The sequence below is a fragment of the Bradyrhizobium canariense genome, assembly GCF_019402665.1.
GTDB lineage: Bacteria > Pseudomonadota > Alphaproteobacteria > Rhizobiales > Xanthobacteraceae > Bradyrhizobium > Bradyrhizobium canariense.
Genome location: NZ_VSST01000063.1, coordinates 1 through 15,234, shown reverse-complemented (window position 1 = coordinate 15,234; position 15,234 = coordinate 1). Strand labels below are relative to the sequence as shown.

12 protein-coding genes are annotated in these 15,234 nt (G+C 58.7%); 7 read left to right on the top strand and 5 right to left on the bottom strand.

Going from position 1 to position 15,234, the window contains the following annotated elements; translation table 11 throughout:
• Positions 1-20: 20 nt before the first annotated feature.
• The 4 genes from FXB41_RS30530 (at position 21) to FXB41_RS30515 (ending at position 3,808) form a co-directional block, all read left to right on the top strand.
• The gene (locus FXB41_RS30530; RefSeq protein ID WP_219684431.1) at positions 21-656 is read left to right on the top strand and encodes a hypothetical protein; all 636 of its coding nucleotides are present in this window, start codon (positions 21-23) and stop codon (positions 654-656) included.
• Positions 657-882: 226 nt separating this feature from the next.
• A complete protein-coding gene (locus FXB41_RS30525) occupies positions 883-2,166 on the top strand; it encodes a hypothetical protein (protein WP_219684430.1) in 1,284 nt (427 codons plus the stop codon).
• Positions 2,167-2,192: 26 nt separating this feature from the next.
• Complete coding sequence (locus FXB41_RS30520) at positions 2,193-2,882, top strand: hypothetical protein (protein WP_157158589.1); 690 nt, start codon at positions 2,193-2,195, stop codon at positions 2,880-2,882.
• Positions 2,883-3,514: 632 nt separating this feature from the next.
• On the top strand, positions 3,515-3,808 hold the full coding sequence (locus FXB41_RS30515; RefSeq protein ID WP_219684429.1) for a hypothetical protein: 294 nt from the start codon (positions 3,515-3,517) through the stop codon (positions 3,806-3,808).
• 501 nt (positions 3,809-4,309) lie between these two features.
• Here the strand turns inward: FXB41_RS30515 and FXB41_RS30510 are convergent.
• Positions 4,310-5,740, bottom strand: a complete 1,431-nt coding sequence (locus FXB41_RS30510) for an undecaprenyl-phosphate glucose phosphotransferase (RefSeq protein WP_219684428.1) — start codon at positions 5,738-5,740, stop codon at positions 4,310-4,312.
• 592 nt (positions 5,741-6,332) lie between these two features.
• On the opposite strand from FXB41_RS30510, the gene FXB41_RS30505 reads away from it, so the two are divergent.
• Both FXB41_RS30505 and FXB41_RS30500 read left to right on the top strand, forming a co-directional pair.
• Complete coding sequence (locus FXB41_RS30505) at positions 6,333-7,070, top strand: metallophosphoesterase (protein WP_007595343.1); 738 nt, start codon at positions 6,333-6,335, stop codon at positions 7,068-7,070.
• 800 nt (positions 7,071-7,870) lie between these two features.
• Positions 7,871-8,137 (top strand): hypothetical protein, encoded by a 267-nt coding sequence (locus tag FXB41_RS30500; RefSeq protein ID WP_007595347.1) that lies wholly within the window; start codon positions 7,871-7,873, stop codon positions 8,135-8,137.
• A 298-nt stretch (positions 8,138-8,435) separates the two neighbouring features.
• Here the strand turns inward: FXB41_RS30500 and FXB41_RS30495 are convergent, their stop codons facing one another.
• From FXB41_RS30495 to FXB41_RS30480, 4 genes are all read right to left on the bottom strand, one after another.
• A complete protein-coding gene (locus tag FXB41_RS30495) occupies positions 8,436-8,651 on the bottom strand; it encodes a hypothetical protein (protein ID WP_007595348.1) in 216 nt (71 codons plus the stop codon).
• Between the two features lie 2,397 nt (positions 8,652-11,048).
• Positions 11,049-11,345, bottom strand: a complete 297-nt coding sequence (locus FXB41_RS30490) for a hypothetical protein (protein ID WP_246649357.1) — start codon at positions 11,343-11,345, stop codon at positions 11,049-11,051.
• 1,031 nt (positions 11,346-12,376) lie between these two features.
• A complete protein-coding gene (locus FXB41_RS30485) occupies positions 12,377-13,291 on the bottom strand; it encodes an amidohydrolase family protein (protein WP_311985926.1) in 915 nt (304 codons plus the stop codon).
• 289 nt (positions 13,292-13,580) lie between these two features.
• A complete protein-coding gene (locus FXB41_RS30480; RefSeq protein ID WP_219684426.1) occupies positions 13,581-14,069 on the bottom strand; it encodes a lipocalin-like domain-containing protein in 489 nt (162 codons plus the stop codon).
• Positions 14,070-14,344: 275 nt separating this feature from the next.
• Here FXB41_RS30480 and FXB41_RS30475 point away from each other — a divergent pair.
• On the top strand, positions 14,345-15,234 hold an 890-nt coding region (locus FXB41_RS30475), incomplete at its 3' end, for an adenylate/guanylate cyclase domain-containing protein (protein WP_219684425.1).

The window sequence follows — 15,234 nt, the reverse complement described above, 5'->3', positions numbered from 1 at the left end:
ACAGGGCCGTTGGGTACAACATGAATGATTTGGCGCTAGCGCATTCGGGACTTCTGATGGTGCGCTCAATTCTGCTCTGTGTTGGTCTCTTGATGACGACAACTCCCGGCCGAGCCGAGCCGGTGAGTCCGGGCATTGTGAACTGCGGGTCTGGGATCACCGCCGAGCAGCGTCGACGTTGCGACGAAGAGGCGTTCAAGCAGATCCAGTCCGGCAGCCAATCGACACAGCTTGAGAGCGGATGGCGACTGGTGAAGAGCAAAAATCCGGACGGTGGCGCCGATGCCATTTCAGTGATGCATGTCGTCGATAGTGCCAAGTCGGATACGGGCCTTGCTGGCCTGAGCCTGCAATGTGGAAAAGGTGGTATCGAAATTGTACTCATTGTACTCGAGCCACTGTCCCGCTCGGCGCAACCGAACGTAGCCCTCATAGCAGGAGAGAAGCGCGCAGAGTTCCAGGCATCTGTGATCCAGAGCGGCGTGGCGCTCCTACTACCCGCCGACGCCTCGAAGCTTGCTGCCAGCGACTGGCAAAACGCAAACGAGCTTGCGGTTGAAATTGGGACCGCGCCGAGTGCGATCCACGGAGCGGTGCCGATGGCTGGACTGGCGACGGCTCTCCGTTACTTGTCGCAGTACTGCTACGTTCGATAATTTGGCCCGGAACTGTCATGCCGCGCGAATGCCGCAAATCAACCGCATGCTGGGGCCAGTTGGGAGGGCGCGTAATGATGATGGGTCATAGTGGCAATCACCGAGACGAGGGTGGCGTCGCCTTCTTGGCCATGCGGCGCATATCAATGTCCCACTCGTGTAATGCTGCACTCTATTCCCGCTTCCTCGTCTCACGGTTCTCCGATTGTTCGTGGCGTCCCGGCTTTTGATCGCATTGCTGGCCGCGACTCCGATATTGGCCATCACAGACGGCTCCTCCGCACAGCATGTGATTTCACTTGCTACTGCGGTGATGGTGGCCGTGATAACAAGAGGTCCGGAGACGCAAATCGCGTCTGCCGCGCAATTGCTGAAGCAATTTCTCCTCATATTCTTGCTTCCGGTCGTCTGGATGACGTTGCAAATCTTTCCAATGTCATCGCTTGCGAACCCGATCTGGTCGGCGACTTCGATCGCGTTGAATCAACCATCGTTGCCGGGCCGCATCAGCGTTGATCCGGGCGCAACGTTGCAAAGCCTGTTCCTCTATCTGGTCAATGTGTCGCTCCTGGTGTCGACTGTCGTCATCACCAGGGATCGCCGCACGGCCGAAACGATCCTGTACGTATTGAGCGCAGTGACGACCCTCATATCAGTCGAGTTCCTACTCAGCCAGCTCGATTCATTCGCTGGATTCATTCCCCAGACAGGCGCGGCGACGAATCTGTTTCCGGCAGCAGCCGCTCTTGCAATGTTGATAAATGGCGCACTCGTCGCCCGGGCCGTCGAACGCCACCTGCACCAGCAGGACATCCGCAATCTGGCCTCGCCCCAACTGTGGGTCGGCGTTTTCTGGGGCTTGTTGGGAATTACCGTAGCGCTCGCCGCACTTATGGCCCTCGAACAACACACATTGGTGGCGGTTACTGGCTGCGGATTGATGGTCCTTGTTTTCATAGCCGCTGTGCGACGCTTGGGATTTCGGTTTTGGCCTTCGGCGCTGTTGTTCTCGGGCCTTGCAGCAATCGCCAGCGCGATGGTTGTGCCGCACTCTCTATCCGGCGGCTTGGGCCTCCTTGGATTCGTCAGCCTTCCCCCGGAAGCAATTACGCCGGCAAAGCACCTGCTCTCTGATGCACCGACGTGGGGGAATGGTCTCGGAACCTTTAGGCTGACTTCGATAGCCTATCGGGAGTTCGGCGCTGCTCTGGCAGATCCTCCTTCCACCGCAGTCTTGATGGCTGTCGAGGCAGGAAGATTGGCGAGCGCCATCCTGGCAGCCTTCGCCGCCCAGTTCTTCCTCGTTAGCTTTCGCGGCGCCGTTCGGCGAGGACGCGATTCCTTTTTCGCCGCCGCCGCGGCGGCCGTCGTCGTCGTCGCGCTCTGCGAGAGCTTTCTTGATTCAAGCCTCTCAAACCCCACGATTCAGGCGATCGTGGCGGTGATGGTCGGAGTTGGACTTGCACAATCGGTAGGACGGACCAGTGGCGCCGACCGCTCGGCGGAATGACGCGCGCGCCGTAACATTGGCTTTGTATGAACAATGCATCGAAAATGAATTCATCGAGCACATTTCGCATTCTTTTGATGGCGTTGACCTTGACGGTCGGATCCTATGCGATTGTGTCGGCCGTAACGGAGGTGACGGCGCTGGGTCGGACGACATTTCCTACAGATGCGGCCGAGATTGGGGCGCGGTGGACTGGAGACGCGCCCTCATTGCTGGAAACGCGCCCGCCGTTTGGATCGGAGCTGGAGAGCAATCATGCCTTGATCGCCGCGCTGCAGACAATTGAGTCCGGTCGGCAAAGGGCCACGATCCTGCGATCCATAGCGCATACCGACGCTCTCAGCCGGGTCCGGCGAACGCTGTCGATGTCTCCTTACAATCCTGAACTATGGCTGGCGCTGGCGCTGCTTCAGGTCCAGCGCGACCCGCACGATCCGGTCGTGGTCGAGGCCCTGAAGATGGCATATTTCGTCGCACCAAACGACGCGCGATTGATGCCGGCGCGGATCGACATGGCGACCCGCTTCGACGCACTCGCCCTTCCGGACGTCAAGGACCTCGTACGCAGTGACGTTCGGCTCATCCTAATTCGCCGACCCGGGTCGAGATCAGCACTCGTGTCCGCTTATCGGCGGGCATCAAAACTGGGCAAGACTTTCCTGGAAGATGCCGTTGGATCGATCGATTCGTCCTTCCTAGCGACACTGCGCGGTTGACCTCGTGGCGTTTAGTGGGCGCGCTTCGCTGCAGTCGCCCGAACCTAGTTGACCAGGTCTTCTCAACCTCACCAGATCCGATCTGGGGTGATGCCCGAGTTTACCGCTTCGTCACAGCTTCAGGTCGTCCATCGTTCAGGCAAACCGTTGTGCGTGGCGCGTCGCTGCGCGTTTGCCTTTCATAATCAGTTCTCCTGCGCTATACGTACGATTTCCACCGTAGCCCGACATATTGTCATGCCCATCCAGACGGGGTTCATGGCAGTGCGGGAGCCGAGCGCCGTTGCGCGAGACACTCCGAGAGCTGCCGCTCGATCATCTTTCCGACTCATCTGCTGCGCCTCGAATGTCGAGCGGTTCTACGCGAGCTTCGTTGTGGCATAGCGCTCGCGCGATCCATGGCTCCAGCGCCGACCGTAGTTCGTACGGAGTCCACAAACGCCCCTCACTGTCGTAGCCGATTTTGCACGGATTGATGAAGGCAGCCGTGAGGTGATTGAGATAGAGTATCTTGGGACGTCATTGGCCGGAACGAGCCGATCTACGCTCCAGGCGCGCTATGCGCCTTTCCGTTCCGAGGTTTCTAAGGTTAATTTAGCCCCATATTTGAGCTTGCATTTCGGTGGGATTGGATGACGGTACTTGCCATAGTAAGCATCTGGCTGCTGCTCAACGTTTTATTCGTGCTCATCGTGGTTCCTCCCCGCGGGTCGCGATCGCGCCTCAACAGATCAGGAACAATCTTGGCGCCGGTCCCGATCGAAAAGCATCAAGACCAGCTCGATCACAACGAACAATTCTCCCTTCGCCACGCTCTCGGATCACTTGCAACGGGAGTTTTCTTCGTCCTGATGCCCCGGCTGCTCGCACTGAGAAAGGCCATCGTGGGGCTGTGGAACAAGATGCGCGGGAGGCATAAAACCTGAAGGTCGGTGATTGGCGCGAGCTCCAAAAGGAGCATTGCGATGGCGCGCGAGAGTCTGACCGAGGCGGAGTGGCGGCTGATAGATCACGCAATTGGCCGCTCTCGTGGAGGACTGGTGTAAAAATCCACGCTGTTGTGGATCAAGATGGCTGGTCCATGAGATTGCCGCTCTCGCGCTCACAGGCCTCGGATCCAAGCGCAGTACCTCAACCTCTCGCCGGCCCGCCTACGCACGAGGGTCGTCGCCGGCGAGGACAGCAATGCCGTGGTCGATCCGATCGGGAGCAATGTTGCTCAGCCCAACATCCAATCTGCGGGTCTGCGATGTGCCGTCAGGGCAACCTAAACCGAACGCTTCTTCTGCAAGCGTAAACAGTTCCGACGACCAGACCGCTTCGACAAGCTCACACGCAACTTCTCCGCTGAGCCTGCTTGCCTCAATCCACAGCTAGCTCAGCGCTAATGAGTCCACGGCCCCAGCCGCCAAAGCCGCTGCGCTGACCTAGTAGGCCTCTTGGGAAATGACGGTAGCCGCCGTGCGCGCCATGATTTTCAGGTCGAGCCAAATGCTCCAATTCCTTACATACCAAACGTCATATTCTACCCGCTTTTCCATCAGGTCGATGGTCGGCGTTTCGCCCCGAAAGCCGTTAACCTGGGCCCAGCCTGTCAGGCCTGGCTTCATGTGATGGCGGTATACATAATTGCTGATGATCTCGTCATAATAGTTGTCGTGGGCAAGCGCATGTGGGCGTGGTCCGACCAACGACATGTCGCCTCGCAGCACGTTCCAGAGCTGGGGCAACTCGTCAATGCTGGTCATGCGAAGGAAGCGCCCCATCCTCGTGACGCGGGCGTCCCGCTTGGTCGCCTGAGTAATCGAGTGACCATCCTCGCACACGTTCATGCTGCGAAATTTCCAAATGTCGAACGGCTTGCCGTTGAAGCCGCGGCGCGACTGTCGAAAGATCACGCTCCCGGGCGAATCCAGCTTGATTAGAATGGAAACCGTGATCAGCACCGGCGCCAAGGCCACGAGCGAAAACAAGGCCAGACCGATGTCGAGGCAGCGCTTCTGGAGACGTTCAAACACGCTGAGTGGTGGCCGTTGAATCTCAATTGCCACCGTGCCGCTGACCGGCAAAAACGGGCGCGATACCAGATCGGCGATCGAATTATCCGGCAATAGCCGGATCGGCTGTGGCACGGCGCGCAAGTGCAGTTCGAGTTGCTGCAACAACGGTAGCTCGTTCCAGTCAACCGCCAGCAGGTACTCCTGCACATCTGCTGCACGGGCTTGGTGGATGACATCGCGGATTTGCCTCTCCCAACCGTTCCCATCGTTATTAGCGGGAAGCACGAAATGGCGCACCACGTCGAACCCATTCTTGCGCAGGTCCTTGAAACGGCTCGAGGTGAAATCAAGCGGCTTCAGACTGAGTAGGGCAACCTTGCGGTCGACCAATCGGCCCTTGGCAAAGCTCGTCTGAAGCGCCCACTGCCACGCAAAGCGCAGGCTGAGCAGCCCAACACCGCCAACGCCGGTAAAGATGAGGAACGTGCCGCGGGACAGATTGTCCGACGATTTCAATAGAAACGCCGCGACCGCAAGGATTGTCAGTGACACCAGCCAGATGATCACCGCTTTGCGCAATTGCCAGACCAGATTTAGCAGACGGTGCGTTGCATACACACCCTGCGAATAGGCGATCACAACAAACACTGTGCTGACGATCAATCCGGCGCCGATGGGCGCTCCGTCTCTGGATGACGGCGTGGCGAGGTTATAAAGCTCCGACGCTAGCGCGTAGCAGAGCAAAATCTGCAAAAGGTCGGCCGCGATAACGAAAAGCTGAAAAGGCCTCTGAAGAGCCGTGCCCCGTGCGGAGGACACCGCATAAGCGCTTTCAGAGCTATAAGCTGCAACAACCATTCGATCCTCGAAGTGTGGAGGGTGCCTGGCGGTCATTGTGATGCTGAAGATTTGCCGCTTCCCAAGCAGAGGGTGTTAAGTGATCGCAGCGATTGTGTGGCGCCGCACGCAAATTTACGATGCCCGGATATGCGTCGCGTCGAAAATGCGCATCGAATTTGTGGCGCTCAAAGCTCTCGTCACAGTGCTGACATATCGGTGACGCGTTGCCCTGTTCTGAACCAAGTTCCACATTCCAACACGATGCTTCAATGGTCGCGCGAGCGGTGTCCGCTCATCTTTGCGACGTTTCCATCGTGTTGCGAGACTGCTACTGGAGTCATTTGCGCGAACTCCGGCGGATATCTATCTACGGATGTACCCCGGATTTGCATTAGGCATGCATCTTTGCCGCGCGGTGCACTTCAGTAATGCAGTTTCCACGGCCCTGTTGTCCGGCGGACCACACAAAAGAATTCCGCCCTTCTTTTGGCGTGATCACCGGAGAATGAGGACGTCACTCTATCCACCGCACACTGTTCGCGTCAGATGGAGAGTTCTCAGGTGCGGCGACTTGGGGAGATTTTGTCGACCACCTGATCGATTGTGCGCCATGATATCTCTCGCCCGACGACGTCGGCCAATCCAAAAGCCGCACTTGCCCGAGGGGGTTCGCATCTATGCGATCTCGGATATCCACGGCTGTGCGCATCTGCTGCAGCCCATGTTGCGGGTCATCGACGCCGACATGGCTCGCAGCCGCCCGCACTATGCGATCGAGGTCTTCATGGGCGATTACATCGATCGTGGTCCGGACACGCGCGCCACCCTCGACATCCTAGTCGAGCGGAGTCGCCGAGGAAATGCGGTCTTCCTCAAGGGTAATCACGAGGCATTTCTGGTGGAGGTGCTCGAAGACCCTTCACTGTTCGAGGATTGGATTGCCGTCGGCGGAACCCAGACATTGATGTCCTATGGACTCGCTCCGGCAGATCTGAAGCGCGATGAGCCAACATCGATCTTGCGCGATTTGATTCGCGCAATGCCGACTGAACATCTGGAATTTCTGGACAATCTGCGGCTGAGCTTTACGTGCGGGGATTTCTTCTTCGTGCATGCGGGCGTCCGACCGGGCGTGGGGTTGTCCGAACAGCAGGAAAACGATCTTTTGTGGATTCGCGCGGAGTTCCTGGAGAGCGAGAAGCATTTCGGGAAATATATCGTGCACGGTCACACGCCGGTGCGGAGCGCCGACGTGCGAAACAATCGCGCCAACATCGACACAGGCGCCTATGCGACGGGCAATCTCACGCTGATGAGCATCCAGGGAAGCCGAATGCTCGCGGTGTGAACGATCCGCATTCGCCTGCTGTCGATCGGCCGGGGCGAGCTCTACGAGGAGGGGCGAATATGCCTCCAACCGACACCTAATTGAGCATGCACAGCGAATGCGAGCGTGCTCGGCTTTCCGCCATCCAAACGCTCCAGGCCCGCTCGTGCTTGAGGTAAAGTTCCAACCAGCGCTCATCGCTGTTGTTCTGACCAAGGCGAAGGTGCTCCTGGAGCAAAGAAGGGCCTCCCAGAGACCCTTCCGGACTATCCAGCCTCTCGAACTCGACGGTTTCCGAACTCGTCAGCCCGACCAGGACACGCTGTCCGGCTCCATCTACGATGTAGCGCCTCGGAGCATCCTTCCTCGCCTTGGTCATGCCCTTGTACCTTCTTTTGACGTCTTATCCGAACGAGATCCCGTCACGCGAACCCATGAGACCGAAACGCTTGTCGGAATGCCGGAAGGTTGAGGTCCGGGGACGACGCCAACAATCCAGAAGCCATGGAAACCGTCCTGGATGGTGCGATGCCCATCAAGAGCACGCAGTGTGTCGACATCATGGTTCGCGATGATTGAGGACGCCGAAAGATTGTTCAGGCCTGCTCTGTCGGGAAGCAGCGGTGCTCCGGCATTCTTTCTGCCCGTCGAGGCGCAAGCTTTCGCAAGTGGCGCGGACGGCCTCCAAGGCGGCGTTGCTCAAGCCGGTTCGGTTGCGAACTATCCCCCTCGGGAATGAGCCGACGCTCAGGAAGACACTTGCAACCATTCCGAAGCCGTCGCATTATTTTCACGCCGCATTTTGAGAGGGATTCAATCCAATGAACTTTCGCGCTCCCGGTACATTCATTGCTCTTTCTGCCCTTGGCCTCGCTTTGACCACGACTGCCGCCCCTGCCGCGGAGCTCACACTCGTTCCGCCACATCATCACGCCGCCTATATCCGAACCGGGGTCGTGTTGTGGGATGACGTCTATCCGCCCGCGATCTATGGCCCGCAGCTACGCTCCGTCGAGGACGTCGCGGCCATGAAGGCGGAAGCGCGGCCCGTGTCCCAGCGTTGGTGGGGATATTGGTACGTCCGCTAGATATGTGCGCGCTTGGCAAGAGCCGAGCTGCGCTCCGATAATGAACCGCCGCACGACTGGGCAACCAGCGGCGGCGGTTTTCGTTTGGATCCCATTGAGAATGCGCTCGCGCACGAATGCGCGTCTTGGCCTTGAGCCTTGTATTTGACCCTGGCCTTGAGTGTTGGCTTTGAATGATGGCCTTGAGCTGGTCATGCAGCTCGCGCTGCAGGGTCGGGCACAAGCCGAACACCGCCAGCGGGCCAGGCAAATAAGACTTCGCTCCGTCAGGAAGGACCGCCGATTGCCGCGAGGGCCGCTACTTCGGCGACGCGCCCCGCTCCCAGGGCCGCTTGCCGTCCGTCCCTCTGTCCCAAGGGCGCGCTGTTGGGGCGTCCTTCTCCTGCGTGGCGGCCTGCGCACGATCGGCCTGAACCCGTTCGCGATCGGTCAATGGGGCCTTCGGAGCTGGCGGTTCGGTCTGCGCCAATGCCGGCGTCGTAATGAGCAGCGTCGCCAAAATGAATTTTTTCATCCCCGCCTTTAACACACCGGTCGCAGACTGTCCGATCTATTCGGAGCGCTTCAAACGGAGTGGTGCGCGCGCCGGGCGACCATCGATCATCTTAGGCGAACGCCCGAACGGGAATTAGCAGGGCAAATGAAGCAAATTCGGCGCTGATCCCAACTAACCAAGTCAAAATAAAAAGTGTCATCAAGCCTTTAGATGCGCGATTGTCGCGCCTGGGCGTGTGGCGTCTTCGTGGCTTTCTGCTGCAAGACCTCTCACTCCGAGGCGCTGATGCCGAAGTGGAGTTGAGATGATGGAAGCTGATGAGAGCGGTGGCACCGACCGCCGCAAACTTGCGAAGCAGCACGAGGAACGTCCGTACGAGGTCGGCTACGGCAAGCCGCCTAAAGCAACGCACTTTGGAGTCCGGCCACAGCCTCAGCGGCGCGGCCGGCCGAAGAGCGCCCACTTCCCGCGGCCGTCGAAGCTTACGAGATTTTTGGAGCAGCCGATTGAGGTTAAGCTTGACAGGCGAACGACCAAGCTACACCCGCACGAGGCGACGCTTCACGGACTGTTCGCCCGAAGCGTCAAAGGACATGCAAGCCGTCCGTGGCAAGCTGAAGGCCAAGCGTGGCCGCCCGGGACGGAGCGTCTATTATGAGCTCTGTCTGTCGACGGCCATTGCAGATGAGACTCGTCTCAACCATGCCAAGCAGAGACAGAAGGCCGCAAGCGGGCCTCGCGCAGCAAAAGCGCCAAAGCAAAAGGGCGACTACACGAGCCTACGCATGAGCGATCGGCCGAACAAGTGATCCGAGTTTGCGTCGAGACGCCATCGCTTTCCTACCCGATCTCGCTCCTTCCAAGACATTTCCCTTGGGCGGGCTAACACTTCAAGTCTGCCGCTCAAGAATCTCGCTGCCGCCATTCGGCGGGCCATAGAGTTGGAGGTGCCCATCAATGCAGGAGCGTCTTGCCTACCTACTTTCAAGGCTCCTCACCAGTCGCGGTTCGGAGTGCGCGCCGCATGCGCGCGAAAGAGGCCCACAAAACTTGCGGGCGTTAGTCTCAGGGAAGCGCTATTTTTGGTCTTCGTTGCTGGTGCCCGTACCGGGACTACCGATCGGCAACCCGTTGGCGGCATGACCTACGCCGCTATTTCGCTCCGCCTGTGCAGCGGTCGGCGATGTTCCGTTTGGCGTCGGCGGCTGGACGTTCGGATTGTTCTGCGATGCATTGCTGTGGCTGGCGCCAATCGTGGTGTCCTGCGTTCCCATGCCTGAGGGAGCTGAGGCTCCGGAATTAGTGCTGCTCGTTGAGGTGCCGGTGCCAGCGCCGGAACTCGCCGCCGCCCCCGCGCTGCCACCGCCAGCGGCTCCTCCTGCTCCGCCACCTCCTTGCGCGAAGGCCGGTGAGGACAGAGCAATGCATGCAAGTGCCACGAGTGCAGATTTTCTGATCATGGATGATCTCCCTTTGTTTGAACAGCAAATCCACCACAGACGCAGGAAGTTCCTTCCGGTGCCGCGATTAACCTCAGCCGCGAGCGACCGGCCGGGCCGCTCCGATCGCGCCTGAGTGCGCAAGCCCAGTCACCGTAACGGCCGCCATCGTCGTGATTTGGGTCAACTGCACTGGCCGCCGCCTACAGAATTTCGCCAAAGAGCGCGGTGCTGCTGAAGTTCTTTTCGAGGTGGTTCGCGCACGTCGCCGCGGTGCAGCTTGACTAATGTAAACTCAAAGGTTGTCCTTCTATTGCATGTTGTTCCCGCTTTTTTGATCAACGTATATTTCTAGGGGCGTGCGACGAGTAAACGTGCTGTGGCGTATAATTCCGCAATTTTGCTGAGACAGCATTGCGATGCGCCCGTTCGGAGCTTGCCGAACTTCAGAGCCTTAGACTCCGCGTGTTGAGGGCTGAAGAGACTACGGTCCGCACAGGCTATTTCACAGACGAAAATCGATGTGGCGCGGGCGGGCGACACGACAGAAGCCTTAATCGGTCATTCGCTTCATCCCCGCGAAAACGCAGCACGGGTCGGGATGTCGTGAGCGGCGGCGAACTGTTGCCCGGAGAACTGGCGCCGAGCAGCCACACGCCTCGATCGCGCACCTCGATTGTGAGCCCGCGGAGCCCTATCACGCTTGCGGCTTTACCCGGGACAATTGATGCCGAACGCTATCGAAGGCCTTTGGATGCTGCGGTTTTCAGCGTGTGATACGAAGCTACTCGCCGCAGGATCCTCATGTTCGTCGAAGAGCAGGTGGAGAACGAGAAGGCCAAAAAACTTGCGGCGGACGCCCGCAAAACATAATCCCGCTGCAACCCAAATACCAACATCTGCAGAAAAGTGGCGAGGCGACCCGTCGGATTAAAGATGGCGGAAGTACTTAGAATGACAGTTTCAACTCTCCGCTTCACAGCCACTTTGCTGGTCGCTGCCGGCGCAAGGCGCCGCGCTGTTCGAGCAATTCACGAACTCTTTTGGCATTGTCAGATTGTGTCTCCTGCCACTCGATGCGTTCTTCTGCAGTCCATAAGTAAGACTCGCGATTGAACCGAGCTTTCTCGGCCTTATCAAACTCTGCGTATAATTCGATGTCGCGCTCAACCTGTTCAAGGTGTTCCTGCAGAGTTGTTGGCATCGACCGTTCGGCTTTGGCTCTAGCGTAACCGGTGCGGCGATCAATGGGCGTTCTTTCGCCATGATTCATTGCCGTGTCCCTTCATGCATTTGGCTTTGATTTGTCGCTTTTGGGCGAGAGCCGGTGCCGGGCCGCCCGCTCGCTCGCTTGAAGTTCCCGGTTATCGATTGCACCACAAATTTGGCCGCAAGATGAGCAACAACATTGCTGCAGAAAGGACTGGCATTCCTCTGCACTTGTAGCGTTACTCATTCGACCGGGCGCACAGGTCGAGCCGGTGTCTCGCCCCGCAGCTGCGGGGTTCGCGGCAGTGCAGCCAAGAGCTGTATTCGCAACACGACAACCGGAGATCCCGGTGGCTTCGTCCAGGCAAATGGCGCCGATGCGCCAACTCATATCGTTAGGTTCGATCCGACGACCGCCGCCATTTCATCGGCGGTTCGGATGCACGCACCATCATGGGAGACGATCAGGACTCCCTGGTCCGGCTCTCGCGCGAGTGCGAAAGCGAACAGACCCGATGGCCCAATTTGACTAGTCTCAGGGGTGGTCCCAATCGCGGGCCATCTCTCCTGGGACGTGCAATGGACGCTCGTGCGCGACTGGATGGTTGTCATTTCGCTCTGCGCCAACATGCGGTCCGAATTCCCTGCGAACAGGGAATTTTACAGGGAAAGCGCGCCTGCGGTGAGGCCGCTATCCCATGGAAATGCGAACATTTGCCTTGAAATTCAGCGCATCCGGGGCGCGATCCGCCGAATCCGAACAGGGAATTTATCGGTAGTGAACAGGGAATTTGCGTGCAAACGGCTGGACGAAACAGGCGATGTGCGGGCTACGGATCCGTGCCGCATGCCGCGGCGGGAATAGCGCAAGCATCGCCTGTGGATCACCGCCAGTGCAGGGGCGGCGTCTGCGCACGGCGAGGAATCGCGAACAGTCGCCGAATTTAACTGGCAGCAGGACCCTCCTAGGCTGTGTACTCATTAAGCAGCTGGCCGCCTTATGTCCGCTCACCCCCTACCAGCGGCGGGAAAGCGGACGTCTGCCGAGGTCGCTGAAGGGCCAACAGCAGACTCGCGCATCGCCGCAAGGTTAGCTCATGCCCAGCGAAGCCGCGCCAAGATCGCCCGACCCATGACCCAGTCCTTGTCGCTTTCGGTGAGGAATGGAAGCTCCTCCGTAAATTGCGTCACGCGCTGCCGATAGGTGGCCCGGGCGAACGAATTGGTAATATCGGTGCCCCAATAGCAGCGCTCCGGTCCATACGCGTCGAAAAGGCGCTGAATATGCGGAATGGTATCGCGGAATGGATAGGACTCGGTCGAGATCAGTGGCACCGAGGACAGCTTCACCGAAACGTTCGGGTATTTTGCGAGCTCGGCCGCCTCGGCAATAGCTTCCGCCACTTGGTTGTTTTTCCCGGATTGTGATGAATCAGCACGAGGGCGAAGACCCGCGCCGACGCCCATGTGGTCGAGGATAAGCGTAAGGCCGGGGTGTCGCTCGGCGATACGTGCGAACAGCGACGTCTGGCCCGATGTGAGAAACATCACAGGCAAACGAGCCTTCTGCGCGGCCGGCCAGAACCAGTCCGCGGTCCCGTCAGTCAGCCACGCGGCTTCGTCGGGCCCGAAGTTCAATCTCACGCCCAGAACGCCGGGCTGGTCGCGCCACGTCGCAAGCCGCGCTGCGCCCTCGGGCTTGTTGAGGGTCACACGCGCCATGATCGCGAAGCGGTTCGGATACCGTTTGACGGCCTCTTGGGCATAGTCGACGCGCTCGCCTTCGAGTGATGCCGGCGGAACGATGACGACGCGATCGACGCCGGCCTCGTCCATCAGCGGTATGACCCGCTCGATGGTGAAGGGCTCGGGAAGCTGCGGCTTGGCACCGGGTAGCCAAGGTCGCTCCGGAGTGCTCGCCGGCCAGAGGTGAACCTGCGAATCGACGATCACCCGTTTTGGCTGCGCAAATGTCGTGGCCGGATGAACTGACAGCGCGACACCGGTCACGACGGTGCCGGTGAGGAGACGACGGCGTGAAAGCATTCAACCTCCTTGACTGCTTAATGTTGTCACGCGCGGTGGCGGCCGAAGCCCGCGCTATCCAAGCGCTGCGAATTTGCTCGCATTTATGAATGTAAATCAAAGTTGGGACCATAAAGGTTCAAAGGGTGATTGGCATCGCAGCTTTCCTGCGGCGCATATTGGCTCCGTTGGTCCGATAACGGAAGTCGTCGTTTCTTAGTTCATGCCTGATCGACGCGGGGCGGAGCAGAACACAGGTGCCACCCCAGCGCTATTAGCGCTCGCGTTCCCAAGTCAGGCTTCCTACCACTCTCTTTCCGGGAAAAACGGAGCTGACTTGTTCCGCCGTTCGAATGGTCAGCTTATCTCCTTCCAGCTTGAAGAATCGTATTTGGTCCTGTCCGGTCAAACGCTCATTCCCCGATATATCAACTTTGGTCGTAAACTTGTCTCCTTCGATCATAAATTTTCCGGAGTAGGCGAGGAGTGACTTCAGAAGGACTGCCGACTCCTCATTGCTCGTTGCCGGTTTGCGATTTGCCGCCACGATGACGAATGTCACGTATCCGTCTGCCGCGAAGACCGCCCTGCCTTTGGGATTGGGACCGAAAGGCTCAGTCGCCTCTCCACCGATAATCTGAATTGTCCATGAGCTTAGCTTCCAACTACCTGCGAGTTGCCCCGCTGTATCCTCCGCAAGGGCAAATCCAGCTTGAAAACAGACGCATACAATAGCAGCAGCGAGCACACGGAGAAGTACCATATCTTCCTCCCTCTCAGCAGATGACCGGGTGCGTTCAAACAAATGCCAAGGCTAGCTGTGAGAGAGGAAATCCGCCAGAGCGAGGGGTCCGGGAAGGTCTGCTGTGGGTCAAAAGCAGCTGGCGAGCCACGCGCAGCTCGGCGTCCGGTTTATCCAGCGACAGCGGACGTCAGGGAGGCTGAACCGCTCTTCTTAGGGCCAATAACCGATTGTCGGTCCGCGTGGGCATTCCTTCCGATCCGGCGTAGAATGGCATTCAGATTGGATCGCGGGTCATGGCACAGGAGCGGCTAGGACGGATCGAACGGAGGTTGGCGGCTATATTGGCCGCCGATGTGGCTGGCTATTCGAGGCTCATGCACCATGACGAAGAGACCACGCATACCAAACTGACAGTTCTCTTGGCGGAGGCTGTTGATCCAACAATCGCCGAACACAGCGGCCGGATCGTCAAGAATACCGGCGACGGGTTTCTCGCAGAGTTTCCGAGTGCCGTCGAAGCTCTTCGGGCTGCGATGGTATTCCAAGCGCGCGTTCGCGAACTTACCGCCGGCGCCCCGGAAGACAGGCGCATCGCTTTTCGAGTGGGCATTAATATTGGTGACGTCATCGTCGAGCCCCACGACATCTTTGGCGATGGGGTGAATATCGCCGCACGGCTTGAGAGCGTCGCAGCACCCGGCGGCATCTGCATCTCTTCGGCTGTTTACGATCAGGTCCAGGGCAAGTTTGGCGACAGGTTCGCCGATATTGGTGAACAGAACCTCAAAAACATCGGGCGTCCGGTTCGAGCTTATGCTGTGGTTCTGGATGGGTTCGGCACGGCGGCGCTATCTCCAGGGGCGGGATCAAGCGCACTTTCACCGCCCCGCCTTTCCATCATTGTGTTGCCCTTCGCTAACCTCAGTGACGATCCTGGGCAGGACTACTTTGTCGATGGCGTGACCGAGAGTTTGACCACAGATTTGTCGCGCATCTCCGGCTCGTTCGTTACCGGCCGACACACCGCATTCGCGTACAAGGGCAAAGCGATCGATCTCAAGCAGATTGGCCGAGAACTGAATGTTCGGTACGTGCTAAAGGGTTCTATGCAGGGAGCCGGCGATCGACTTCGCGTAAACGTTCAGCTCGTGGATGCGGAAACCAGCGCGCATCTATGGGCCGA

Bases quoted from the DNA above. Each gene is read 5' to 3' on its own strand.
- FXB41_RS30495 (WP_007595348.1), bottom strand. From the start codon at position 8,651: ATGAAAAAATTCATTTTGGCGACGCTGCTCATTACGACGCCGGCATTG.
- FXB41_RS30490 (WP_246649357.1), bottom strand. From the start codon at position 11,345: ATGAATCATGGCGAAAGAACGCCCATTGATCGCCGCACCGGTTACGCT.
- FXB41_RS30520 (WP_157158589.1), top strand. From the start codon at position 2,193: ATGAACAATGCATCGAAAATGAATTCATCGAGCACATTTCGCATTCTT.
- FXB41_RS30500 (WP_007595347.1), top strand. From the start codon at position 7,871: ATGAACTTTCGCGCTCCCGGTACATTCATTGCTCTTTCTGCCCTTGGC.
- FXB41_RS30515 (WP_219684429.1), top strand. From the start codon at position 3,515: ATGACGGTACTTGCCATAGTAAGCATCTGGCTGCTGCTCAACGTTTTA.
- FXB41_RS30510 (WP_219684428.1), bottom strand. From the start codon at position 5,740: ATGGTTGTTGCAGCTTATAGCTCTGAAAGCGCTTATGCGGTGTCCTCC.
- FXB41_RS30480 (WP_219684426.1), bottom strand. From the start codon at position 14,069: ATGGTACTTCTCCGTGTGCTCGCTGCTGCTATTGTATGCGTCTGTTTT.
- FXB41_RS30505 (WP_007595343.1), top strand. From the start codon at position 6,333: ATGATATCTCTCGCCCGACGACGTCGGCCAATCCAAAAGCCGCACTTG.
- FXB41_RS30530 (WP_219684431.1), top strand. From the start codon at position 21: ATGAATGATTTGGCGCTAGCGCATTCGGGACTTCTGATGGTGCGCTCA.